Origin of the sequence: Methanoculleus sp. 10 (assembly GCF_913757945.1) — an archaeon.
Classification (GTDB): domain Archaea; phylum Halobacteriota; class Methanomicrobia; order Methanomicrobiales; family Methanoculleaceae; genus Methanoculleus.
The window spans coordinates 114,833-136,768 of record NZ_CAJYDP010000001.1 but is presented as its reverse complement, the minus strand read 5'-3'; the positions used below and the strand labels follow the sequence as shown (position 1 = coordinate 136,768).

The following is a 21,936-nucleotide window of genomic DNA, read 5'->3' as shown; positions in this document are numbered from 1 at the left end:
CCCCGATCGGGATCCGCCTCACTCACCCCACCGGAAGGGGTGCACATTCTTCCCCCACAACCCCCGTTGCGTAGCAGGACAGCGCCATCTCCACGTCCGCCGCGGCCCAGATGCCCTGGCTCCGGAGGCCCGCAGCGGCGAACCCCTCCGGGTGTGGGCAGCAGACCTCCTCACGGTTGAGGACGTTCGCGAGCGCGTGCAGGACCCCGGTCCAGGCCCCGTACTCCTCCGGCCACCCCGGCTGCGCGGCGGGGATCGCCCACCGGCCGCCGGACCGCTCCGCTATCAGGTCAAGCACGGGGTAGCGCTGCTTCTCCGGGTCGCCGCGGCCGAAGATCCGGACCAGCCGGGTGTCGATCGCCCCAAAGACCTGCGGGACGGCGAACCGGAGGAGTTTGCTCGCACACGCCGGCCCAAACCCCCGGATCTGCTCCTCGACGATCCTGGCGGTCTCCCCGGACTCCCGCATCAGCCAGTACGCCGGGGCGCTGCCGATGTAGAGGATGACGACGATCCGGCCGGCGCAGTCGGTCCGGTCCGGGAGGCCGGCCCGGCGGGCGATCTTCTGCACGTGGCCGAGCCCGAGCGCCTGGTCCCGCGCGGCTGCCGTCACCTCCCGCTCAAGCCCGAGGATCTCGGAAAACCCCTTCTCCCAGGTGTCGTTCTTCCACGTGTATCCCCGGTAGAGGGCCGGGAAGTCGAGATCGGCGATCAGCCGGTCGACCTCTTCCTGCCGGTGCTTCTCCATCCTCCTCACCCCCGCACCGGGCGCGCACCCGGATCGATCCTGCCGGTCTTCTCTACCCGGCGGGGAAATTTCAGGCGGTAGTCGACCGCCGGCGGCCGCGCCAGCCGGTCGTCGATCTTTGCCCCCCGGTAGCCCTTGACGTACTCGTCGACCGTGGCGGTGAACCGGACGGTATCGCCGCGGTGGAACTCTCCGGCCGCGTCGAACCCGGCGGTGTAGTTGATCCAGGCGTGGTCGGCAAGCAGCCGGCCGGAGAGGTCGCGGACCTGCCTGAGCAGGATGGACTTCCCGGAGCATCCGTTGCCCCTGTAGGTTCCGTACTGCCAGAAGACGGCGGTCAGTGTGACCCGCCGCCCGGCAAGTCCCTGAAGGTTGGTTCTCATAGTTTGATACCTCCTGTTACAGGAGAGCGTGTGCCGGATCGAAACATTAACAACTTCACGTGTATTCAGTGAATATTGTGATGAGTATGACCAACGAGAACGACCGGGTGTTGCCGGGGGGCCTGCGCGACGTCGTCCACATCATCCCCCTCGGCCACGAGATCGACCGGGCGGTGGCGCCGTTCACGAAGAACAAGGCCGACCGGGCCTACATCCTCGCGGTCCCGCCGGACGCCGGCCTCGACGCCGGGATGGTCAAAAAACAGCACTACTTCGTCGGCCGGGTGACGGAGCGGCTGCAGGAGCTCGGGATCGCCGTGACGTTCGTCCCGGTCGCGATGTTCGACATCCTCGACGTCCTGAGAGTCGTCTCGTGCCTGATCCGCACGGAGAAGGAGGCGGGCAACGCCGTCTACGTCAACATGTCCTCCTGCGGGCGCAAGACCTCGGTCGCGGTGACGCTCGCCGCGATGGTCCATGAGGCCGTGCTCTACTACGTCAGCGCCGACCGCTACGCGACGGCGGACGGCGAGGAGTGCGAGCACGGCCTCTCGATCGTCGAGGACGCCAGGACCGAGGTCTTCCAGCACTTCCGTATCATGATGCCGCGGCCCGAGAACGTCCGGCTCCTCGTCGAGCTCTTCCGGCGCCAGGAGGCCGGGGCCGGCGGGATGACGAGCGAGGAGATCATCGGGTTCTTCCACGACGCCAGCGTCCACGGCTACGAGAGGCTGCACACGGCCGAACGGGACGCGTACCTGCGGGCCGGGAAGAAACGGGCGCTCCTGAACCGGACGAACCGCGGCTACCTCAAGGAGCTCGAGGAGCAGGGCTACGTGGAGCGGCGGTGGCAGGGCCGGAACTTCTCGATCCGGATCACGAAGGCCGGGGAGCATATCGCGTGCGTGAGCGGGCTGATTCCTGGTTCGGGGGTGGGGAGGTGAAGGGGACTGAGTTTCTCCTCACTTCACGTCCGCGGCGTTGGTGAACACTATGTACCGATCGATGGTGCTCCTACGGCCATGGTCTGATCACCGTCATCATCCTGGGTAGATGGTTCCCATGATGCCCGCCTCACGCTCCCGGCCCATCAGGGGCCGGAGGAGGCCGTGCCCCTACGGAGCCTTACTCCTGACGCTGACCCTCTCCGACTCCTCATATTCGACACACTCTTCCAGAGCCTCCTTCCCGACCGCCTCTTCGGCGGCACTGATGGTGACCTTCGCGATCCTGACGAAGACATCCGGGTACCGCTCGTAAAACCGTTCCGTGACGATGTGGCGCCGCCGGCTGACCTGCGTTGTTATGGCGTAGGTCTCGTTCTCCTGGATACCCAGCGTGCGCGCCCTCGCAAGCAGCAACTTATGGAACTCTTCGGCCTCACGGAGCTCCGCGCGCAACTCCCGAATATACTCCTGCAGGGCATAGGCCTCTTTGAGGAGGGCGTCGTCGGGGATCTCGTCGGGATCCGCAGCCCCCCCAGGCGCCGCCGGGCAGCCGGAATCGCCACTGGAAATTACCGTTGCGCCACCAGCGTCCGGGGTCATGCCCTGCTCATCGTCGGTGTACTGCCGGTCCCGGTAACAGCAGATCGTCGAGACGAAGGCCTCGCCGAACTTCTGCAGCTTCGCATCCCCCACGCCGGGAATGGCTGAAAACTCATCAAGCGTCTGCGGGTACCGGCGGGCCATCTCCTTTAAGGTCCTATCGTGGAATACCGCGTAGGGCGGGATACTCATCTCATCTGCAAATCTCTTCCGGACGATTCGCAGTTCCTCAAAGAGTGCAGCGTCAAAGGGCCTCTCATCCAGGCCTTCCCTCCTGCCGCGGGTCTGGCGGCCCTCCGGTCTCGTGAGCCGCACGCTCTCACCACCGGAGAGGACGGCGCCGCTCCGCTCGTTTGTGGTGACGACCGGATACTGATCGGAACTCTGATCCAGGTAGCCGTTCGCTATGAGTTGCCGTATGAAAGAAGACCATTGTTTGCTCGAATGCTCGCTCCCAGAGGTGTATGACGGCAGATCCTGGTGGCCTCTCGCCAGAACTTTGCTGCTTTTTGAGCCGGTGAGAACATCTGCGATGTGCGTTACGCCAAATTTTCCCGGAAGCTCGGAGATGCAGTTCACGATCTTTGCGGCGATCTCCCGCCCGTCGATGAGCTCGCCCGGTAGCATGCAGATATCGCAGCCCCGGCACGGCACCGCGGTGAAGGTCTCGCCGAAGTACCTGAGCAGGTGCTGCCGGCGGCACCGGGTGGTCTCGCAGAAGGCTATCATATCGTTGAGTTTCCGCACGGCGAGCGCACGGTGCTCTGGACGCTCCCCGTAATACTTCTCCAGGGCGGCCATACACCTCTGCCGGTCCCCCGGACCGTAGAAGAGGATGCAGTCGCTTTCTTCGCCGTCGCGGCCCGCACGCCCGGTCTCCTGCGCATACGCTTCCAGGCTCTTTGGCATGTCGTAGTGGATCACAAACCGGACGTCGGGCTTGTCGATGCCCATGCCGAAGGCGTTGGTTGCGCAGACCACGTCGATCTCGTCCCTGACGAACTGCTCCTGCACCCGGTGGCGGAAGTTGTCCGGCAGGTCTGCGTGGTAGGGCAGAGCGCGGATCCCGTCATTCCGCAGCCGCTCCGCGATCTCTTCCGTCCGCTTCTTGTTTGAGAAGTAGATGATCCCTGACCGGCCCGGGTTGTTCCTCAGGTAATCGATGAGTTGAGGGTACGCATCCTTCTTGCCGGTGACGATGTACTGGAGGTTCTCGCGATTGAAACTCCCGACGTAGACCGAGGGGTCCGCAAGGTTGAGCTGCTTTATGATGTCCTGCCGGACTTCGGGGATCGCGGTCGCCGTCAGGGCGATCATGGGGACCCCCGGGAACATCTCCTTTAAGACGCTCAACTGGCGGTACTCCGGCCGGAATTGGTGGCCCCACTCGGAGATGCAGTGCGCCTCATCGACGGCAACGAGCGTCACGTCGAGCTCGCGGAGGATGGCGAGGAACCGGGGCTGGACCACCCTCTCCGGCGAGACGTAGAGTAGACGGAGCCTCCCTGCCTCGAGGTCCGCGAGGATCCGGACCATCGCGTCGTAGGAAAGCGAACTGTTCAGGGTGACCGCAGGGACCCCCTGGGTCACGAGCGTGTCGACCTGATCCTTCATCAGGGAGATCAGGGGCGAGACGACGACGGTCAGCCCGCCCGTCACGAGAGCGGGGAGCTGGTAGCAGAGGGATTTGCCCCCTCCAGTCGCAAGGACCGCGAGGACGTCTCTCTTCTGGAGGATATCGTGGATGACCTCTTCCTGGGAGGGGAGGAACGAGGAGTAGCCCTAATAGTGTTCAAGCGCTGCATACAGGGGGTCCATCAGAACAAGGGATTATATCCAGAGCGATATGGCTCTTGTGAAACGGTTCTGGAGATCTTCCACCGATCCGATGCCTCCGGAGAACTCCTCGATGCTCGTTATGGCACCAAGGATCCAGTGGAGCTACGCAAGGCCCTCCGGCGTCATAGATCACCACGGCGTCACGGTAGATTGCATCGGCAGTGTACGGGCTCATGGCTCCCGGCATGAACAGGCGATCACCCCCTCCCAGGATGAGGGCTCGAACGGCAGGATAAATGTTTTTGGACCCCGAACCACCGAGGAGGGTTTATCGGGCTGTTTCGCTGTCGAGCATCTGCCTGACCGCCGCCTGGAGTTCCGGGATCTTGTTCCGGATGACATCCCACACGATCTCATTATGGACCCCGAAGTATGCGTGAATGAGGATGTCGCGCATCCCTGCAATCTTCCTCCAGGAGATATCGGGATGTTTGCATTTCAGTGGTTCGGGGATGAGTTTCACGGCCTCGCCGATGACCATGAGGTTCCGGATCACGCCATCCTGCACCAGGTCGTTTGCGAGGAACGCCTCGTAGTCCATTCCCCGGGTGTATCGGTCGATTCTCCCGATAGCCTCCAGGATATCGCGGAGATAGAGATTATATTCCCGGGGCATACCGGACACTCCCGAGGATATGTGGTGCGAGGGCCGGTTTTATGGCATCGCGGTCGACGAGGTCGACTCTCCTCCCGAAGAGGTCTTCGAGGAAGAACTTGAGGTCCATGTAGGTGTCAAAGGAGCGCCCTCCTTCCTCGAACTCGATGAGAATATCGATATCGCTCTCCTCGCGCTCCTCACCGCGGGCAAACGACCCAAAGACCCCGATCCGCCGGACGCCAAGGCTCCTGATCCGTTCCCGGTGCTCCGCAAGCGTCCCGAGGATGCCGTCAGCCGTAAGCATGCCGTATCATACCCCTGTTACCCGCCCATCCGGATAACGCTTTTCCCCGGGTGCCGGTTGTGACCGGGGCAGGTACGATACCTTCTGATCTTCCATACCGGGGCAATTGGGCTTCAGGTGACGGGTCACACGACCCCCGCGATCTTCTCCTTCAGCCCGGACGCAAACTCTGCCATCGTCCCCGGGTCTTTAAACCCGGCAAGGATCACCTTCCCCGATGAGAATATGAGGGCAGTCCCGTTATCCCCGCGGTAGATCAGGCCCGGGAACTGTTCGGGTTCGTACTCGACGTGCTCCATCCGGAGAGCGACGACGAGCCGTGACAGCGGGATCGTGATCCGGAGATCATCCATCCCGACGATGTTTCTGATCGCCGGCGGCGATGCGAGCGCCGGTTCGATGATGGGCGAGAGGATGGCAAGGAACTCCTTATAGGCGGGGGTGAGGTCGTCGGGGGATGCGAGGCCGTAGATGATGTATTTTCCGCTCCGGTATATGGTGGCCTTCCCCCGGGAGAGGAGGATGTATGCGCCGTGGTAGATTTCGGGATCATACCTGCAGGCTGTGTCGGGGAGTTCCGGCAACCGGGGGAACGGGACCGGCTGGTGGAGGTCGCCGGAAGCGACGACGTTTGTGATCTGCATGCCCGATGAGCATGAGACTTACTCCCGGAGATACCTTCCCCCGACCGGGACGAATCGTTCGGGTTTCTTCATCGTTCTGTTCTCCTGACTATCGGCCACCGAGGGTCCTGAGCTCCGAACATTTGCCGGGGGAGCTCCGAACATCTGGATACATTATGTGAGGCTGGAGATCCGCCCAGATCTCTGCGGGAGGGGCTGTGGGGGTGATGTTCCTCCACTTCTGCGGCGTATGAGAAGCCTGGCACTCCATGGGTGCACTATGGAGGAAGCCAGTTGTGCGTGGGCCGGATCGCCGTCTCCACGTCCGGGAGGGCCGAGGTGCATACCCGCCGATACGAAGAAGAGAATGCCGGCGGCCGAGGCGCCCGGGGCGCTGTGTGCGGCGTGAGCCGGGGTATGCAGGATCTTGCCCCCCTGATGGCACTGCGGCGCATCCGGGATAGGTAGCAGTGCGGTCGCCGGGCTGATACGATACGGGGTTGCGTTCAGCGCGAGGCTTTCGCCCGGGTGCCTCCGGCCGGAAGGGGGAGCCTGCCGGGCGCTATGGCCGGTTGGTGCAGGAGATGTATCGCGCTCATCCGAAAGAGATAATGCTTCCCGGACGATAATACCATCATAGGGGGAGTCAGATGCACGCAGTCATCCGCAAGAAGATATCCGAGATCGCCCACATTGCTGCACGCCGCCGTGTAAGGAGGCTCGGGGTATTTGGCTCGGCAACGAGCGACCGGTTCGACCCGGAGAGAAGCGACATCGATTTTGTCGTCGAGTTCGAACCGATGGCTCCGGTTGAACATGCGGAGGCGTACTTTGGCCTCATCGAAGACCTGACCCGGCTCTTTTGCCGTAAGATCGACCTCGTGGAGCGATCAGCGATCAGAAACCCGATCTTTTTGGAATCCGTAGAAGAGACCTGCAGGGAGATCTATGCCGTCGCGTGAGGGCAGGAAATATCTCTATGATATTGCAGAGGCTGCAGACTATATCGCGCAGTTCACCGCCGGCAGAACTTACGAGGAGTATCACGCCAACCCCATGCTCCGGTCCGCGGTGGAGCGGCAGTTTGAGATCATCGGTGAAGCGCTTAACCAGCTGTTGCAGCGGGAGCCGGGCATCAGAGAGAAGATCTCTGATGCCCCTCTGATCATTGCCTTCAGGAATCGCCTGATTCATGGGTATGCAAGTGTATCCGATGAGGTTGTCTGGGGTGTCGTCGAGAGGTATCTGCCGGTTCTCTCTGGCGAGGTGCAGGTTCTCCTGAGCGAAGATGAGTAGAACCCGGCCTCAGAAAGACGCTCGCCGGAAGTTGTTACGCATCATGATCCTGCGTTGCCTATACCCCATCCGCGATGCAGAGTTCTCCCTCAGTCCCGAACATTCTGATCTTTACTCCCGGAGATACCCTCCCCCGACCGGGACGAACGGATCAGGTACCCGTCAAGTGAGGAATGCCGGCAGATATCCGGGATATATGCAGATTGCAGGCAATATGGTTGACGTTAACCTCCAGGGGTAGGCGCTCCGAATACAGTCCGTCAAGTACCCCTCCCGTCTGGTGCCGCCCACTACGGCGTGTATTTCACATGGATGATCGTCTCAGGTATCGGTTACGCCTCCGCCCCGGCGCGCCTGAGGATGAGCCGGTACTTCTCTTTGCCCCAATTGTCGTAGGAGAGCACATCACGCGAATGATGCTTTAACGTTCAATGATCGGCTATCAGAAGGTATCGGGAAGTTGGGGGAGAATAGCCCCTCTACTCTTGCAAGATACCTTCCTCAGCCTCTGAAAGGAAAGAGGGAGAGACCCCTCTCACCGCAGCGCGGGCACCGCGTCGGCCCAGGTCTCGACCGCGGTCTTGATCGCCTCATCCTGGTAGGACGAGATCCGGACGGTCTTCCGGGTGAAGGTGACGTAGTAGTCGTCGCCCGAGGGGTCGTGGCACCTGAGCTGGCAGTAGTAGGACTCGCCGGCGAAGTTGCGCTCGGCCACGCCGCCCATCGCGGTTGCGAGGGGGGTGTTCGCCATGACCGCCGCGATGTTTGCGTCGAACGCGGCGATCGAGGGGGACTGGATCGAGACGGTCCCAAGCCGTTTGCCGGTGTTCTCGTCGATGAAGTTCACCTTGCCGGTGTAGTGCTCGCGGTTCCGGACGACCGGCGCGACCGCGACGCCGTCGCGACGGGTGTAGCCGATGCACTCGAAGGGGTTGTCGGCGATGACCATCTCGATGAGGCTGTCAAATTCCGATACGTCAGCGATCGGGGTCGTGAGATCCCGGAGCGCTGATCTGGTTATGGTCGTCGGCACGAAGTCTGCCATGGGTCTGTTCTCCTGCCTGTATCTTCCCGGGAATATGACAGACAATTATAGAGTCGGCGCGGGAGGATATCAGTCTGACTTTATCGGGGAGCCTGAATTGGGCTTTGATTCTGGAATATAATCGTTACGGTCAGGCTTTTTGTCATCGACCTCCTATAGTCCTCCAGGAGGATTATGGGAATGACCGGGGAAAAGACCACCCGGGAGCTCGTCTACGAGACGAACCGGGATGTGAAGTGGATCTGTAAAACCCTGCAGAGAATGGAGGCGCAGGACGAGGCGTTTGAGAGCCGGCTCCGGGCGCTGGAGGGCTGGCGAGCGGAGAAGGCAGGCGAGGAGCGGAGGGTTTCGACGCTCGGCGCCGGGGCCGGCGGGGTGGTTGGCGGGGTGGTGGCGGTGATTGTGCGGGTGCTCGGCGGCTGAGCGGCCACGCTGAACGCTCGCGTACAGTGCCCTCTGCCGGGCGCAGCAAAGGCAGTATGGGCGCAGAGGGCTTCCGGCACAATGCCGCTTTCACTTTCACCATGCGCACGGCTCGTGCTTAAATAGCCACGCTCCGACAATCCCTGTATGAGAAAACGGCTCCTCATGTCCTACCAGACGCTCTTTCGGAACATCGATGCCTTCGAGATCGACTATGTTCCAGAGTTCTTCAACTACCGCGAAAGTCAGCTCGATGACCTAGCCTACCAGGTCCGCCCCGCGCTCGAAGGCGGGCGGGCGCTCTCCGCCGTCTGCAGGGGTCTGCCCGGGACCGGGAAAACGACCAGCGTGCTCCGGATCTTTGCCGAGCTCGAACAGACCACAAAGAAGATCCTGCCGGTTTACGTCAACTGCCAGAACGACCGGACGAAGTATATGGTCTACTCCCGGATCTATGCCGCGATCTTCGGGCACGCCCCGGCCCGGACCGGGGTCTCGATCAAGTCGGTGATGGACGCGATCGGCGGCGCCCTGCAGCAGCAGGAAAGAAGCCTGATCGTCTGCCTGGACGACGCGAACCTGCTCCACTACAACAACACGCTCGGGGACGTCATCAACTCCCTGCTCCGGCTGCACCAGGATTATCCCGGCGCCCGGGCCGCGGTCTTTGCGACGGTGAGCGACATGGACCTCGATCTCGTCACAGAACTGAACAGGTGGGTTATCTCGCCGTTCCGCCCGTCGGATATCTACTTCCCGCCCTATGACGCCGACGAGATCCGGGGCATCCTCCGGGACCGGATCCGGATCGGGCTTTATCCAGGGGTAATCTCGGGACCGATGCTTGATTGCATCGTCGAGCAGACGATGGAGTCGGGCGACGTGCGGGTGGGGCTGGACCTCGTGAAGCGGGCGGTGTTGAACGCGGAGTGTGCCGCCCGCACTGAAGTTGTCGAGGAGGATATCACAGCCGCCTATGAGCAGTCAAAGCATGTTCACCTCGCCTGCACCATCCGGGCACTCTCCGCAGATGAGCGACGGCTGCTCCGGCGGATCGCGGAGCTGTCGCAGGAGCAATCAGGACCGCTCGTCTCCGGCGCGATCTACGGCCGGGTAGAGGAGACGCCGAAGGTCGGCTACACGATCTTCTCCCGGCAACTGCGGAAGCTTGACTCTCTGCGATTGGTCGACCTGATCCGGGTGCAGGCCGGCGGGAGGACGAGCGAGGTTGCGTTGCGCTATGAGCCGGAGAAGGTACGGGAGGTGTGTGAGTGAGGGGGGTGCCGGCGGTTATGATGGGTCTGAGGCCGGGGGTACCCGTCTGTCCCGCGGGCCGGACGGTGTGGTCTGGTTGAGCGGCGGCCCTGCGCCATCCCTCTGTGCGGGAGCACGGAGCGACGAGCACTTCCCGGCAGACGATGACCGGCGAGGTTCGAGCCGGTCGTGGTCGTCAGAGGCCCCGGACTGGAAGAGAGGATCAGGCAGACGCCACGACCGGAAGGAGCGTGATCTGCCGGTTTGAGGGGGTCTAAACTGACGAGTTTTCCTTTGGATACAAGTTTACTCTGGTCATTGAGCGTCTACGTACAATCCGGATCGTATATCGCGGGCGCCTGCGCCGTGATGGAGAGAAGCATGAAGATCCGTAACATGGATTTCAACGAACCAAAAATGGTTTTAATCTGCCCCTTTTCTCTCAGAGCATCGAAGAGCAAATCGGTTATTTCCCATTTGCGATACTTCAAACTCACGGGATCTCAAAATATCCGGGATTGAGAGGGAGCATGAGAACGGAAAGAGCTCAGGAATCGTATGGATCCGGTCCACGGGAAAAGAATCATGGGGGGTTGCACACAGCGCCGCCTTCAGCAGCCAGATCTCCACGTCCTTGTTCGATGTAGAGAGAGGCACAGCACACCGATACCTGCCCTTCTGTTCACATCCGGTAATAACGCCCCAATTGTTCAGAGATTCGACCACCCGCTGTACCGCTCTTGGCATGGTGGCCCTCTCTCCCCAGGTTTCGCTCATCCGCTGGATAACTTCCTGTTTTGAAAAACTGCCATAATACCGGAGAGAGTGACCCACCGTCCGCACCACATCACGGAAAAAGGGGTACGCCAGGAGACACATGCCCCAATGGAGCCAGATCCGGTCGTCCTGGTTCAGTGTCGGCAGCAGCACGAAGGCCCTGTCTCTTGCGGGGCGATCCGAATCCGGGATGCGGGCCCACACCCGCGTCAACACGGTGATGGTCTTTCGTCGCGCTGTGTAGTGGGGATAACTCTCTGCAAGGTAGGCATGAAGGTAGTTTCGGATCTGCTCGATATCCCCGGTTTCCCTGGAGACGCCAGCGGCGGCGTCGAGCCAGTCCAGCCTGAGGGACCGGTCAAATCCAATCATCTGTGACATTGTTGTGTGCTCCTGATCTGGATGAAGGGGACAAAGACCTCTTCCAGCGCAATGCTGCCGTGCGAGAGGACCTCGGTGCCGGGGGGAGAGAACGCCGAGAGCCCGCTGGCAAGCAGGACTGCATGGCCTGTACCAAGGTACTGTGGCGGCCACACACAGGAATCTTTTGGAAATGCCGCACGTGCCTCCTCTGCAAACGATGCGTGGTGGTAGATGCGGGCCCGGAGACTGGTCTCTTCGACGAGGTCGCCCTGCCGCGGGACGCCGATGCCGCAGGCGCAGACGTTCCCATGATCGGCGGTGACGTAGACCCGATATCCCCGATCAAGGAGGCGGGTGATGAATCGCCGGAGGGTTCCGGTCTCCATCCAGCGCCGGATGCCGTCATGCATCTGGGGCATGCCCATTGTGGTAGTGTGGATGAGGTTGTCGACGGTGTTGATGACAAAACCCGCGACCGCCGGGGTGGCGTCGTGGACGAGTTCATCCACTTCCGCGAGGGATGTAAGGGTGTTGCCGCGAGAATAACCGACAGACCTCTTCGCCCCCTCCTGGTTGTGCCAGAACGTGCGCCAGAGGATCTCTTCACTCCGGGCGGTTCCGTTCACCCCTGATATGAGCGACGGCTTCTCGCCGGCAAAGAGGGACCGGCGCGAGATCGAGGTGAGGGTCGGGACCCAGGCACAGGCGAGATCGTCGGTATAGGTGAAGTCGTCGCCGAGCATCTCCTTGATGATAAGCCATTGATCGAGGGCCATGCCGTCGATGACGATGAGGGCGATGCGGTCACCTCCCCGGTGGGCGAGGTAGTGAGGGATCTGGTGCACCATGACCGGGGCCGGGAGGTAGGGGCGGTCGGGGAGGGTCGGGAAGGTGGCGAGGATCCATTCCCCGAAGGCGGTCTCGATCTCCTGGTGGAGAGCATAATATCGCGGCCTGACCTCGTTGAGCGCCGACGATGAGGACCCGGAGAAGAGCGTCACCGCCTCGGCCCAGAGCCGTGTGCACTGTTTCCAATCGTCAAGCCTGGCGTCCGGGCCGGGGATTTTTCCATCGATCCGGTCGAGGAGGCATGTCAGACGGTAGACCTGCTCGGTGTCATGGTCGCGGATGATGCCACAATGCGCCCAATCCGGGACCTGGACGGAAGGAGGCGCGTGGAGCGGTTTTAGCGCGCCTTCGAGGAAGAAGGTATCGATATAGAGCCTGATCCGGTCGTCGTCGAAAGGAACGGTCGGTGCCGGATCGCCGCCGCTGACGTATCTGGCCCATCCGTCCTGGAGATACGCCATGAAGGCCCCGTGCTCAAAGAGGTTCCTGATATCCGGGAGCCCAGCACCGTGTCGGTCGCCCCAGGTTTCCAGACAGTGGTCGACGAGGACGTCGGGAACGGTCTGGCGGGCATAGTGGACCCTGCAGAGGAGGGCGATGAGGTCGACGGATGTTCTGATCTCGTCCGGCCGTATTGAAAAGATCTCTTCGAGGATGAACCGGGCGGTCTGGTTCCGGCCGAGTCGTCTGCCGCGGAGGGTTTGCGCTGCCTTGTAGAGGGCATCGTAGTGCCGGGAACCGAGAGCCTGGACCGTCCAGTAGTCAAGGCCCGGGAAGAGATCCGCAAGGGTGATCCGGATGCACTCACCCCTCTGGAGGAGGTCGTAGGGGACTGATTCCCGGCGGGTATGGGTAAACCTGACTATGAGGCGCGGCGTCTCTTCGCCGTTGTCCCGGGGTGCGCGATAGCCGGGTTCGTAGGCGTGCCTGAAGGCGATAGGGTCGGTGTAGGTGAGCAGGTCGAACCCGTCGGCCCGAAGTGCCTGGACGATCCGCTCTTCAAGGAGGATCCGGTCGGGGTCGAGCACCACGACGAGGGGGGTGCCTGCGAGGCGGATCCGGGTGAGGATCTGGTCCTGCCATTCAGTCATGGCCGCCCTCCACCCGGAGGAAGAGGACCGGATAGATTGCCGGGGTTCCGCTTAGTCCTGTCTCCCGGCCGGTATCGGCGGCACCGCTCCTGCTCCGGTCGCAGAGTGCCGGTTCGGCGGCCGATGTGCCGGTGATCGAGTAGGCGCCCCGGGCAAGGGCATCCCAGATCTGTCGTGCGGCGATCGAGAAGGGCCGGCCGGTCTCGGCGATGAAGTAGGGGACGGCAACGAGGGAGTGGCCCGATGTGCCGGAGACGGAGAGCTTCCAGAGCGACCAGAGTCCCCTGACCTCGCGGGGGAGGTCGGGGATCCGGACGGGAGGGTTGGTCGGGTGAGGCTGCGGATCCGGTGAGGGAGGGCGCCGACGGCGGGTCGGTGACGGTGAGCAGGAGTGGTCGGTCCCCGTCTTCGCCGGGAGCAAAGATGGCGCCAGTCTGATGGCGGGCCGTCCGGCCATCTGGAGGTCAAACCCTGGATGCCGGTGCCCGCCTCGCCGCCCAGGCCTGAGAGCCGAGACGACGAGGTGTTCGGTGAGGGCGGGAGGGGCGAGGGAGTAGTCCTGACGTCGCCGGCGGAGAGGAGGGGTTGGTCGAGGAGGGACGAGAGCGTCTGCCGTTCCTGCCGTGCCTGCTCCTGGATTGTTGCGACGAAGGTGTCAAGGTAGTCGTCGGTGCTCGTGGGGTCGAGGATCGCACGGATGAAGAGGTCCTCGAATCCCCGTCCTGCCTCGCTGGAGTCGAGGACGTCGCTGAACTTGTCGAAACCGAGGTCGTTTAAGATGACAAGGAGCTTTTCCAGGAGGACCTCGTGGACCCGTTGTTCGATGGTGCCGGAGAAGACCATATTGTAGACCATGACGTCGTGGGTCTGGCCAATACGGTCGACCCGGCCGATACGCTGCTCAATCCGCATGGGGTTCCAGGGCAGGTCGTAGTTGATGGCGGTGTGGCAGAACTGGAGGTTGAGGCCTTCGCCCCCGGCCTCGGTGGAGATCATGACCTGGGCGTGGGTTGCGAAGGCCTGCTGGGTCCTGCGGCGCTCGTCCATGTCCATTGAGCCGTTGAGGCAGACGACGGAGAATCCCCGTGCGGTGAGGTATTCGGTGAGCATCTGCTGGGTCGGGACGAACTCGGTGAAGATGAGGAATTTGAGGTCGGGGTCGTTCTCTTCGCCACGGCGGGAGTAGATGAGGTCGACGAGGCGTTCGGCCTTGGCGTCGGGCCGGGCGGCCTCGCACCGGCGGGCGAGGTCGAGGAGGAGGCGGACCTGTGCCGTCTCCGTCGGTGTGAGGAGTGTCGGCACGGGATGGCCTCGTCGATCTGCTCTCCGGCTCAGGTCCCCACCAATCGTCGTTAGGGGAGCAGGCGGGGACATCTGGGGAGGCTGTCTTCGAGGCGGCGCGAGGCGTCTCGAGGGTGGTGCGGATGGAGCGGGTGCTGCTGGAGACGAGGCGCTGCATGAGGACCATGAGAAAGCCGATGTAGTTCCTCTTCTCGGTAAGGGCGCGGTTGTAGCCGGTCCGGACGTAGTCGGTGACGGCGTCGTAGAGGTCGGCCTGGAGGCTGTGCTCGCTGCTCCATTCGACCCTGACGATCCGGGTCTGCCGGGGCTTAAAGAGGGGGGCGCCGTCGGTGCCGATGGCGCTCCGTTTCTCGGTCCTGATGATGTAGGGCTGGAGGTCGTCGCGGTTGATCTGACCATCTTCCCGGAAGGTTGTCGGGTCGAGGAGGCTCATGAGCCGCATGAAAGCGTCGGTCTTGCCCTGGTGAGGGGTGGCAGAGAGGAGGAGGAGGTGCCTGGCCGACCGGGCGAGGGCGCGGCCGAGGGTGTGGCGGGCGACCTGCCGGTTGGTGCCGGCGAGTTTGTGGGCTTCGTCGACGATGATGAGATCCCATCCGGCCTTCGTGACGGCGTGGAACCGGTCCTGGTTGTGCTGATGTAGTCGTGCCGGGGTCCAGCCTCGCCGCTGTTTGAGGGGTTTAATGGCATCGATGGAGACGATGGCCCGGTCGATCCGTCGCCAGAGGGAGGGGTCGGTGCTCGCGGGGTCGAGGAGGGTGAAGGTCTCGCTGAAGTGAGTCTCCATCTCGGCGACCCACTGGGTGACGAGCCCCCTGGGGGCGACGATGAGGATGCGGGCGGCCCGGTTCCGGAGCGTGAGTTCTTTGATGATGAGACCGGCCTCGATGGTCTTGCCGTCCGACCTCGTCGGCGAGGAGAGCAGACAGGGTCGCGGCTGCAGGCCCGGGCGAGGGCGGCGACCTGGGGGGAGCGGGTGACGGGGGAGAAGGGGGGCGAGGAGCGGCGTTTTCACGAGGTGGTCGAGGATCCGCCCGGCTGCTGCGCGTGCGGTCACCTCGTCTTTCTCCAGGGGCAACGCCCGGTCGAGGGGGGTGCAGGAGGATGCATCTCCGACGGCCACGGTGTTCGCGCTCGGGACCCAGAACCGGCAGGTGGTCGTGCCCCAGATCTGCTGGGCCTCGATCACCTGGACGGGTTCTCTGTACTCACTGCTCCAGAGCCACCTGCCGACCTGTACCTCTTCCATGTTCGGTCTGCCCCTGCCGCGTTCGGGCGTTGTCGTAGTACATCAGGAGGACGTCGTCTTCCTGAAGGATGCTCGCGGGGAGGCGGTCGCCGGTCCTGAGGATGGTGGCGTAGTCACGCTCCGACCAGCATCTCTTGAAACCGGCCCTGACGGCCTCGGTCCTGAAGGTCTTGAGTTTGCCGGAGGTGGTGAGATATGCGGCGAACTCCTTGAGGAGGGCCTTCTCCCGGATCTTTTCGAGGTCCGACTCCTTGTTGGGGTCGGGGACGTACCACCGGCCCTCTTTGTCCTTGAGGAAGTTCTGTTCGAGGAGGTCGCCGAGTTCGGGGAGGGATTCGTGTTTATCGGGATCCTTGCTCTCGATCATGAAGGCGGGCTGAATCTCCTGGTAGGTCTTCGAGGCCCCGTTGAGTTGCTGCCTGAGCCACTGGATGGCGCTTTTCTCGTCGTGGACGAAGAGGCTCATCTGCTCGACGCGGTCGGCAACGAGGCGTTTCTGCTCGTAGCGGGGGACCTGGTCGGGGAGGAAGTACATGCCGTCGCGTTCGGGGAAGCGCTGGTAGAGCCCGAAGTAGAAGTCCGGAGCCGATATCGGGACGATGATCCCGCGCTGGACGTGGAAGGCGACCATCCGGTCGTAGAGGAGGTGCTTCTGCCGCTCCGGGACGTGCTGGAGGACGCCGTCCTTATCGGGCGCGACCGGGAGGTGCTTCAAGTGCTGGCGGACGAAATCCCAGACCCCTTCCTCGGTCCCGGCGGTGAGTTTGAACCGATCCTCGAGCCCGCCGTTGGGCTTGTAGGCGGAGATGATGAGGTCCTGTTTGACCGACTGGTTGGAACTTGATACCTGGTTGAAGGTGCCCTGCTTCTTGTCGAGAGTGCGGACGTCGGCGATGACGAATCCGGCCCGCGTCAGCGCCTGCTGGATCGCCATCCAGACCTTGTTCTGGGAATTATGGAACTCCACGGTCATCCAGCGCCCCGGTTTCAGGATCCGGTAGTTTTCGGCGAAGCACTGCTCCATCAGCTCCTGGTAATCCGGGAGTTTCTTACGTTGCACTCTGTTGACGATCGCCTCAGATTGGTTATTCGTGAAGACCCGGAGCCACGCTTCCCAGAGGAAGTTCAGCTCGGAGTACATCAGGTTGCCGCCGAAGGGGGGATCGGTGAAGATGTAGTCGATTGAATTTGATGGTACTGATGATAATCTTGATGAAGATGAGGTAAATGTCAGAACATTGCCACGAACTGTGTTTACCGACCTTTTTGCCTTCGCAAATCTTTTGATTCTGTTGCCAAGGATCGTCAACGAGTCCAGTGGCATCGTGGTGGATGATATGTAGAGTGTGCCTGAAAGCGGACCGCTCCTATTACCCAGACGCCAGCGACACAACTTTGAGTCGTAAATAAGGAGGCTTGTTAATGTTAGTAATAACAAATTGGGCTCACTTACAGATTTATCCCGAATTTTATCATATAATGAGGATAAAACCCATAAGTTGCGTTTAGGGTAGAACTGATGCACATGGGTGACACCAGAGTTCTTCGGGTCTGACATCTTCTCCCCGGCAGGCAACTCATCCGTCGGGTACCAGTACGGAATCGGCTTCATCTCGATCCGGTCGAGCAGGTCAAGATCCCCCTCATCCGGCGCCTTCTCAAACCGCTTCTTCCCGACCGAATAATTGATCTGCACTGGCACCTGCTTTGCCCGGCGGACCGTCTCGCGGAGGGCCTCGTCATGGACGTACTCCCATGCCCGCTCGAGGGAGCGCTTCGTCGTCGTCGCGCCGCAGTGCGGGCAGGGGAACTCATCGCGAACCTTCCCCTCGGCATGGTCCACCGCCACCTCCCAGAAGATGATCTCCTCCGAACAGTGCGGGCAGACGAAGATGTCGCTCCAGACCGTGTAGTTGATCCTTCCTTTCACCGGCGTCGTGGTGCCGTTCACGTCCCGCTTCACCTGCACCCGCCCGTCCACCACGTGGGCGGTCTCGTACATCCAGCCGCACTCTTTCTCCACCTCGGCAAGGATCCGCTTTGCCTCCCGCTCGAAGGCCGCCGGGTCCACCGGGTTGTTGTAGTTGTAAGCGATGAAGGTCGCCGCCGGCGAAAGATCGCAGAGGATCGCCCGCCGGGGCCCCCACGCCACGTCGGGCGTCTCCCGCTCGACCTTCTCCTTGAACTCCGGGTCCGGGTTGCCGCACATCTGCGCCGCCACCCCCGTCATCCCGGTCCCGCAGAACCCGTCGAAGACGATGTCGCCGGGTTTCGTGTAGTGGAGGATGTAGCGCATGATTGCCTTGTGCGGCACCTTCGTGTGGTAGGAATGAGCGTTGTAGATCGGATCGTTCTTCCCCTCGCTCACGTCCGCCGCAAACGGCTCGCAGTCGTACTTCTCCTCGGGATCGAACGGCCGGCCGTGCTTCTCGATGAACTCCCCGATCCAGGGGTTCGGGCAGGCCGTGTAATACGGCGGATCAGAGAGCGCAATGATGTCCTTATCCTTCCCGCGGGGGAACCCCTCGACCTTGCGAACGGCGTCGAGCCGCTCCTCTGTCAGTTTATAGTCAGTCATATTACTCCACCACCAGGCGCACCTTTCTCTCGTCTTTGTCCTTCACCAGACTCGCAACGTAATCCTCAAACCGCTTCTCGATCTCCTCCACGGAGCACGCGGACCCACTCGCCATCAGGGCACACCGCAGATCCTCGACCTGAATCGTCACCTTCACAAGACCCGAGAGCGCCTCCTGGAGCGCCCGCACCAACTGCGCCGGGACTGGCTCCGGGAGCGTCCCCTGCTCACGGAACTCCGCCACAAGCGCCCGGTCCTTCGGTTTGAGGAGTTCAAGATTCGCCTGCACCGTCGGATCGTCCAGGTTCTCGACCAGCATGCCGGTCCACGCCGTATGGATCCCATCAAGAAGATCATCCAGTTGTTCGAGCACGGTGCCGGGAGAGGGCGCCCCCTCATCGTCCCTCGGCCTGAACGAGCAGTGCGGGCAGACCGGCTCCTTCTCCAGGTCCTTCTCCGTGAGCGCAAAACACGGTTGCAGTTTCAGCAGGGCCGTATCAAGCGTGGTCAGGGCCTGTTTCGGCATGATCTCGATGCTTGAGAGCGCACGGAGAGCGATAAGCCGCGGATCGGCCTTCAACTTCTTCTTCCGCTCGTCCCCCTCACGGCTCAGGCGGGCCTGCCGGTGGAGACGGAAGTACTCTTCGATGTAGCGCTTCTTCATGCTCTCAAGCTCCCGCCTGAGATCGCTCTGGAAGGAGCGCGTGATCTCCTCCCCGGCCTCAAGCTGCATAAAAATCGAGCGCTTCGACTCGCAAAGCGCCTCCTTACACTCGTTCTCATCGGGGAGCGCCATCTCGGCCTGGGACAGGTACCCCGTCAACGGCGCAAGGTCCGAGCAGAACCGGGCAAGACCGTCGATCTCTTTCATCAGCGCCAGTTCGTTCGCATGCCCCCGCACGTCGGCCTTCGTCCCGCTGTAGTTCTTCAACCTCCCCTCGGTGTTGAACCGCTGCAGCGACTCCAAAAACACCTTCAGGTTACTGAAATCTCGCTTCTTCTGCTCTTTCGTCTGCTCGTCGTAGAGGTCGCGTCCCCAGAGCAGGAGCGACCCGTCCAGCCGCTGCTGCGCCTCCACCACCTCCGGGATAAGCGCATGCAGACGTTCCTGGAGCTGCCTAACCGCCTCACGGTGAGTTGCCGAATTCCTCACCAGACCCGGGGTAAGGCCGAGCGTCGTGAAGAGCTCGGCAAGCACCTCGACGGGTGGATCTTTCGGCAGTTCCACGTGCTTGAACCCGGCCAGATCCGATCCACTCTTCTTCGCCATCTCATCGAGGTTTGCCGCCGTGATCTTCGCGCCCGGGTAGGCCGCCACCGCATCGCCGTGATAGACCAGCGCCGCGAGCAGCACACCGACATACTCCGGCTCAAGCCTGAACCGGCGCTCGTACTCGACACCGTGCTCCCCGACGATGAGTTCGCTCCTGTTCAGCACCTGCCCGAACGCCTTCTCCCGGAGAAGCGTCACAATATGCTGTGCATACACCGACCCCTCCGGGTTGACATGCTCCCCTTCCAGCAGCCCAAGAGCGTCGAGCACCGCCGCTCCCCGCTGCGTCTTCAGGCCGCCACGGAGATACGTCAGGGCGTCCTTCACCGCATCGCCGCGGTCGCTGCCCCGGATCGTCTGAGAAAACTGCGGATAGTCAGGCGCCAGATCCTCGAAATGTGGGGCAAGACAATACGCGGCGATACCATTGATCGTCGCCGCCACATCGCCGCCCGTCGAGACCGCTCCTTCCTTTGCCCATTCGAGCAGGTTCTTCTCGACGCCACCGTAGGCGACCCGATAGGCCGTCATCATATTGTCCCGCATCCACCGCAGGATGACGGCAAGGTGCTCGTCCCCCTTCTTTTCGTATACCCCGCGGTTTGTCGCCGACGCGGTGCTCGCCATCTCACGCGCCCCCGCATACCGTTTCAGCGCCGTGTAGAAGTCGTCGTCCCACTTCGCCAGTTTCAGGAAGACCTCGTCCGGCCGGTGCTCGTCGTCGTACTCCGGTGGCTCAAACGGCTGGATGAAATAGATGTAGAAGTCTCGCGGCGGCTGCGCCGTCGACCGCTCGTTCGGCGCGCCGAAGAAGAGGTACCCCGGCCGTCCCGCCTTCCTGTCCGCCCAGATGATCTCGTGCTCCCAGATCCGGTAACCACTCACGTAGGTGGCATCAGGGGTCTTCATCACCCGGGCCAGAGCGTCGAAATAATAGTGGTCCAGTCTCCACTCGTTCAGGGTCGCCGCCCTCTCCTCGATCTTCGCGTCATAATCGATGTCCTTCCTGACATCGAGATAGTACATGTCGTTCTCCGGGTTGTGGGAGATGAACTGCCCGCTCACCGTCCTGGTGATCTCGCGTAGCACCGTCTCGATGGTCGTGAGCAGGAACTCCGAATCAGGTTCAGGGAGATCCAGATAGAGGCAGAGATCATCTCTGAGATCCTCGGGTTTCAGACCGATCGGAGAACTTACATCCCCCGTCGTCAGGCGGTGAACACAGAGGGCGTGGATGATCCTGACCGCCGCATCGAGGTACTGTTTCTTCTCAAACGAGCGTTCCAGAATACTCTGGAGGATATGGCCTTTTTCAAGGATAGCCCTGATATCCTGGTCTGTCCGAACCGACATATCCTCAGAGAGGGTATCCCAGTACCCGTCGAAGGAGAGGAGGCCCGGGCGATCGGCAGGCACCTCGACATCGATCAGGCGTTTCACGTCGCGGCTGACGGACTTGAGCACCTCCCGCTTCTCCACCATATACAGCCTCTCAAAGATCTCCAGGTACCGGGGGTGCACCGGGAAGAGCGCCACGTACTCATCGAGACGCTCGTTCATATCCCCATAGAGCGGTGTGAACCGTTCCAGGTGAGCACGGATCTTTGCCTCCTGTTCAGGCGTCTTCTTAAGAAGGCGCTCCGAGACGACGTAGGCGATGTCCTCGCCGTAGATCCTGACCGACTCAAACCGCTTCTGCACACGCCGCATCGAGGCGGCCACAGACTCAAACCTCGGGTTGTCGAAGAGAGCCTCCTGGACACCGGCCATGAACCGGAACCGGCTCAGGCTGCACGACTCCCCGATCTCGCGCATGAAGTTAAGGTCCAGCACCAGATCGGCATCCTTGCGCGACCGGAGATAATCGAGGAGTTCGTCGACGACAAGGAGCAGCCCCTTATCGGGATACTTCTCCTCGAAGGCCTGCATCATCGCGATGAACGCATCCTTGTGGTTGGCGATCTGGTCGTCGGGAGGGAAGGTGTAGGAGACGCCCAGTTTTTTGAGGTTCCTCTGGAGCTCCCCGCAGACGATATCTCGAAGCGACTGCCTGACCGCACCGATCTCTGTCCTGATAACCACGAACCGACCGGCGACACTCTGTGAGGCCTCCCGGATCGTATCGTTCCTGACACTGGCCGCGAGATCGGCGTGTTCGGCAATCGCGCTGAACACAGACATCAGGTGCGATTTGCCGGTACCGTAGTTGCCGACAACGAGGAGCCCTTTCTTGTCGAGAGCGGTATTGAGTTCAAGGATCGGGATCAGCTCGGCGGTGATCTTCTCGGCCATACCGTCTGAGATAACATAGGTCCGGACAAGCCGCTCGGCCTCACGCCTATCGTCGGCCTCCCGCAGTTGCACAACATCTTCGATAGGATCAAACTGAACAAGTTC

18 protein-coding genes and 1 pseudogene are annotated in these 21,936 nt (G+C 61.9%); 6 read left to right on the top strand and 13 right to left on the bottom strand.

Annotated features, from left to right (window positions below; translation table 11 throughout):
* Positions 1-22: 22 nt before the first annotated feature.
* On the bottom strand, positions 23-748 hold the full coding sequence (locus tag QZ408_RS00665; protein WP_292488816.1) for a hypothetical protein: 726 nt from the start codon (positions 746-748) through the stop codon (positions 23-25).
* Between the two features lie 5 nt (positions 749-753).
* The gene (locus QZ408_RS00660; protein ID WP_292488815.1) at positions 754-1,131 is read right to left on the bottom strand and encodes a hypothetical protein; all 378 of its coding nucleotides are present in this window, start codon (positions 1,129-1,131) and stop codon (positions 754-756) included.
* A gap of 80 nt (positions 1,132-1,211) precedes the next feature.
* Between QZ408_RS00660 and QZ408_RS00655 the strand changes: the two genes are divergently transcribed.
* Positions 1,212-2,075, top strand: a complete 864-nt coding sequence (locus QZ408_RS00655; protein ID WP_292489227.1) for a DUF6293 family protein — start codon at positions 1,212-1,214, stop codon at positions 2,073-2,075.
* Between the two features lie 171 nt (positions 2,076-2,246).
* Here QZ408_RS00655 and recQ read toward each other — a convergent pair whose 3' ends face one another.
* The 4 genes from recQ to QZ408_RS00635 all read right to left on the bottom strand — a co-directional run bounded on the left by recQ (position 2,247) and on the right by QZ408_RS00635 (position 6,063).
* Positions 2,247-4,415 (bottom strand): DNA helicase RecQ, encoded by a 2,169-nt coding sequence (gene recQ / locus QZ408_RS00650; RefSeq protein WP_292489225.1) that lies wholly within the window; start codon positions 4,413-4,415, stop codon positions 2,247-2,249.
* 370 nt (positions 4,416-4,785) lie between these two features.
* Positions 4,786-5,133, bottom strand: coding sequence for a DUF86 domain-containing protein (locus QZ408_RS00645; protein WP_292488813.1), 348 nt, complete (start codon positions 5,131-5,133; stop codon positions 4,786-4,788).
* Complete coding sequence (locus tag QZ408_RS00640) at positions 5,117-5,419, bottom strand: nucleotidyltransferase family protein (protein WP_292488811.1); 303 nt, start codon at positions 5,417-5,419, stop codon at positions 5,117-5,119. Before QZ408_RS00640 ends, QZ408_RS00645 begins: the two co-directional genes overlap by 17 nt.
* A gap of 125 nt (positions 5,420-5,544) precedes the next feature.
* Complete coding sequence (locus QZ408_RS00635) at positions 5,545-6,063, bottom strand: hypothetical protein (RefSeq protein WP_292488809.1); 519 nt, start codon at positions 6,061-6,063, stop codon at positions 5,545-5,547.
* A 629-nt stretch (positions 6,064-6,692) separates the two neighbouring features.
* Here QZ408_RS00635 and QZ408_RS00630 point away from each other — a divergent pair.
* Together QZ408_RS00630 and QZ408_RS00625 are read left to right on the top strand one after the other, a co-directional pair.
* Positions 6,693-7,004 carry a nucleotidyltransferase domain-containing protein gene (locus QZ408_RS00630; RefSeq protein WP_292488807.1) on the top strand — a complete coding sequence of 104 codons (312 nt, stop codon included), beginning with the start codon at positions 6,693-6,695 and terminating at the stop codon, positions 7,002-7,004.
* A complete protein-coding gene (locus QZ408_RS00625) occupies positions 6,991-7,338 on the top strand; it encodes a HepT-like ribonuclease domain-containing protein (RefSeq protein WP_292488803.1) in 348 nt (115 codons plus the stop codon). The genes QZ408_RS00630 and QZ408_RS00625 overlap by 14 nt, the downstream gene beginning before the upstream one ends.
* A gap of 535 nt (positions 7,339-7,873) precedes the next feature.
* On the opposite strand, the gene QZ408_RS00620 is transcribed toward QZ408_RS00625, so the two are convergent.
* Positions 7,874-8,383: a hypothetical protein gene (locus QZ408_RS00620; RefSeq protein ID WP_292488802.1), complete on the bottom strand. Its 510-nt coding sequence runs from the start codon at positions 8,381-8,383 to the stop codon at positions 7,874-7,876.
* A gap of 180 nt (positions 8,384-8,563) precedes the next feature.
* On the opposite strand from QZ408_RS00620, the gene QZ408_RS00615 reads away from it, so the two are divergent.
* Together QZ408_RS00615 and QZ408_RS00610 are read left to right on the top strand one after the other, a co-directional pair.
* Positions 8,564-8,806 (top strand): hypothetical protein, encoded by a 243-nt coding sequence (locus QZ408_RS00615; protein WP_292488800.1) that lies wholly within the window; start codon positions 8,564-8,566, stop codon positions 8,804-8,806.
* A gap of 147 nt (positions 8,807-8,953) precedes the next feature.
* On the top strand, positions 8,954-10,081 hold the full coding sequence (locus QZ408_RS00610) for an ORC1-type DNA replication protein (protein WP_292488798.1): 1,128 nt from the start codon (positions 8,954-8,956) through the stop codon (positions 10,079-10,081).
* A 402-nt stretch (positions 10,082-10,483) separates the two neighbouring features.
* On the opposite strand, the gene QZ408_RS00605 is transcribed toward QZ408_RS00610, so the two are convergent.
* The 3 genes from QZ408_RS00605 to QZ408_RS00595 are packed head-to-tail and all read right to left on the bottom strand — an operon-like array spanning position 10,484 to position 14,442.
* Positions 10,484-11,218, bottom strand: a complete 735-nt coding sequence (locus QZ408_RS00605) for a hypothetical protein (RefSeq protein WP_292488796.1) — start codon at positions 11,216-11,218, stop codon at positions 10,484-10,486.
* Positions 11,206-13,140: a BREX-3 system phosphatase PglZ gene (gene pglZ, locus QZ408_RS00600; RefSeq protein ID WP_292488795.1), complete on the bottom strand. Its 1,935-nt coding sequence runs from the start codon at positions 13,138-13,140 to the stop codon at positions 11,206-11,208. The genes QZ408_RS00605 and pglZ overlap by 13 nt, the downstream gene beginning before the upstream one ends.
* A 51-nt stretch (positions 13,141-13,191) precedes the next feature.
* Positions 13,192-14,442: a helicase-related protein gene (locus QZ408_RS00595; RefSeq protein ID WP_292488793.1), complete on the bottom strand. Its 1,251-nt coding sequence runs from the start codon at positions 14,440-14,442 to the stop codon at positions 13,192-13,194.
* Between QZ408_RS00595 and QZ408_RS00590 the strand changes: the two genes are divergently transcribed.
* Positions 14,433-14,624, top strand: a complete 192-nt coding sequence (locus QZ408_RS00590; RefSeq protein ID WP_292488790.1) for a hypothetical protein — start codon at positions 14,433-14,435, stop codon at positions 14,622-14,624. The genes QZ408_RS00595 and QZ408_RS00590 overlap by 10 nt on opposite strands.
* Positions 14,625-14,902: 278 nt before the next feature.
* Here QZ408_RS00590 and QZ408_RS14790 read toward each other — a convergent pair.
* The 3 genes and pseudogenes from QZ408_RS14790 to QZ408_RS00575 all read right to left on the bottom strand — a co-directional run.
* Positions 14,903-15,688: pseudogene (locus QZ408_RS14790) on the bottom strand (SNF2-related protein); the annotation flags it as partial.
* On the bottom strand, positions 15,648-18,266 hold the full coding sequence (locus QZ408_RS00580; RefSeq protein WP_292488786.1) for a DNA methyltransferase: 2,619 nt from the start codon (positions 18,264-18,266) through the stop codon (positions 15,648-15,650). The gene QZ408_RS00580 and the pseudogene QZ408_RS14790, both read right to left, overlap by 41 nt.
* 1 nt (position 18,267) lies before the next feature.
* A complete protein-coding gene (locus QZ408_RS00575; RefSeq protein ID WP_292488784.1) occupies positions 18,268-21,903 on the bottom strand; it encodes a DUF6079 family protein in 3,636 nt (1,211 codons plus the stop codon).
* Between the last annotated feature and the right edge of the window lie 33 nt (positions 21,904-21,936).

What these genes read in the sequence shown, in the direction of transcription:
- QZ408_RS00610 (WP_292488798.1), top strand. Translation starts at nt 8,954, where the DNA reads ATGAGAAAACGGCTCCTCATGTCCTACCAGACGCTCTTTCGGAACATC.
- pglZ (WP_292488795.1), bottom strand. Translation starts at nt 13,140, where the DNA reads ATGACTGAATGGCAGGACCAGATCCTCACCCGGATCCGCCTCGCAGGC.
- QZ408_RS00630 (WP_292488807.1), top strand. Translation starts at nt 6,693, where the DNA reads ATGCACGCAGTCATCCGCAAGAAGATATCCGAGATCGCCCACATTGCT.
- QZ408_RS00640 (WP_292488811.1), bottom strand. Translation starts at nt 5,419, where the DNA reads ATGCTTACGGCTGACGGCATCCTCGGGACGCTTGCGGAGCACCGGGAA.
- QZ408_RS00645 (WP_292488813.1), bottom strand. Translation starts at nt 5,133, where the DNA reads ATGCCCCGGGAATATAATCTCTATCTCCGCGATATCCTGGAGGCTATC.
- QZ408_RS00660 (WP_292488815.1), bottom strand. Translation starts at nt 1,131, where the DNA reads ATGAGAACCAACCTTCAGGGACTTGCCGGGCGGCGGGTCACACTGACC.
- QZ408_RS00605 (WP_292488796.1), bottom strand. Translation starts at nt 11,218, where the DNA reads ATGTCACAGATGATTGGATTTGACCGGTCCCTCAGGCTGGACTGGCTC.
- QZ408_RS00625 (WP_292488803.1), top strand. Translation starts at nt 6,991, where the DNA reads ATGCCGTCGCGTGAGGGCAGGAAATATCTCTATGATATTGCAGAGGCT.
- QZ408_RS00620 (WP_292488802.1), bottom strand. Translation starts at nt 8,383, where the DNA reads ATGGCAGACTTCGTGCCGACGACCATAACCAGATCAGCGCTCCGGGAT.
- QZ408_RS00635 (WP_292488809.1), bottom strand. Translation starts at nt 6,063, where the DNA reads ATGCAGATCACAAACGTCGTCGCTTCCGGCGACCTCCACCAGCCGGTC.
- QZ408_RS00615 (WP_292488800.1), top strand. Translation starts at nt 8,564, where the DNA reads ATGACCGGGGAAAAGACCACCCGGGAGCTCGTCTACGAGACGAACCGG.
- QZ408_RS00655 (WP_292489227.1), top strand. Translation starts at nt 1,212, where the DNA reads ATGAGTATGACCAACGAGAACGACCGGGTGTTGCCGGGGGGCCTGCGC.
- QZ408_RS00580 (WP_292488786.1), bottom strand. Translation starts at nt 18,266, where the DNA reads ATGACTGACTATAAACTGACAGAGGAGCGGCTCGACGCCGTTCGCAAG.
- QZ408_RS00665 (WP_292488816.1), bottom strand. Translation starts at nt 748, where the DNA reads ATGGAGAAGCACCGGCAGGAAGAGGTCGACCGGCTGATCGCCGATCTC.